Below are 1,190 nucleotides of genomic sequence, written 5' to 3' on the forward strand. Positions count from 1 at the left end.
GATCACCGTCTGAGCGGATTCCATCGGTCTTACTTCGCTTCTCCCAGGAACGGCACAAATGTCCCTTCTTCCGGTGTTGACAACCGGCCGCCCCCGGTGTATATTATAGCTGTCACCTAGAAAAATCTTTTAGGAGTAGCCACTGGGTGGCGTAGGGAAATTGTGCCAAAGGAGGGATAAACGATGAAATGGGTTCCGATGGTGGAGAAAGCAAATCGGCGGGCAGTGAAGGTTTTGGGTGTGCGCGGTCTTTATGTCCTCTTTACCATTCTTACTGTGCTTCTTCTGAGCGGAGCTTATGGTAAATGGGGTGGGCCGTGATCTTTTGAGACAAAGGTAAGTTTGAAGTGGGCCAACGGACCTTATGGTCCGTTGTTTTTTTGTTTATAGTGGTTTTCCATGGCTGACTTTCCTAAAAGGGTTTGGTTCTATGTTGCAAGTGTAGTCATAGTCGGAATCAGTTTAGCCATTTGGCAACTTTGGGAAATTGAGCTTTCTTTAAGCTTCATTTTGTCCTGGCTAATCCTAGCGATTCTTGACTTGTTTTGTGAACTGTACGAAGTCCAACTTATGGCTCGCCACATGACTTCGGCTGCTATTGCAGTAGGGATGAGCGCGGTATTTATTGGCGGACCAAAGTTGGGCCTCTTAGTGGTCCTCACGGGCTCCACTTTTGCAGAAGTTTTGCTCCGTCGCCGATTTTTGAAAATAAGCCCAGCTATATATGTAGCTGTTGTATTGTTCAACGTGACACAACTGGCTACCGCAGTAATTTTGGCCGGGCTTCTCTTTCAAGTACTGGGTGGCGAATCAACACTTCGTACGGCTCTTGATTTTGTTCGGGCCGCAGGCGTGTTTTTTGTGTTCCTAACAATTAATCATGCAATTGTAGCAGGAGCTGTGCATTTTTCACGCGGAGTAAGTTATTGGCGGCATCTCCGAACTATACTTCGTGTCCAATACGTCCAATTGATCTCCCTGGGAATCCTGGCCATCCTCATCGCCATCGTGTACTCCATATCCCCGTGGTACTCCTTCCTCGTGCTCGTCCCGCTCTTCGTCGTGCAAATCTCCCTCCGCGAACACCTGAAACTCCGAGAGCAGGCAAAAGCAGCATTTGAGAAAATTGCCGCCATCATCCACGCTCGCGACTCTTATACCGGCCAACACTCGGAAGAGGTCGCCGATCT

2 protein-coding genes are annotated in these 1,190 nt (G+C 48.7%); both read left to right on the top strand.

Features of this window, described 5'->3' with window-relative positions:
* Nucleotides 1–183 precede the first annotated feature (183 nt).
* Nucleotides 184–321 (top strand): hypothetical protein, encoded by a 138-nt coding sequence (locus H5T41_11240; protein MBC7109332.1) that lies wholly within the window; start codon nucleotides 184–186, stop codon nucleotides 319–321.
* Nucleotides 322–399: 78 nt separating this feature from the next.
* The coding region (locus H5T41_11245) for a hypothetical protein (protein ID MBC7109333.1) at nucleotides 400–1,190 on the top strand (791 nt) is incomplete at its 3' end.

The organism is Methanomassiliicoccales archaeon, assembly GCA_014361295.1.
Lineage (GTDB): Archaea > Thermoplasmatota > Thermoplasmata > Methanomassiliicoccales > JACIVX01 > JACIVX01.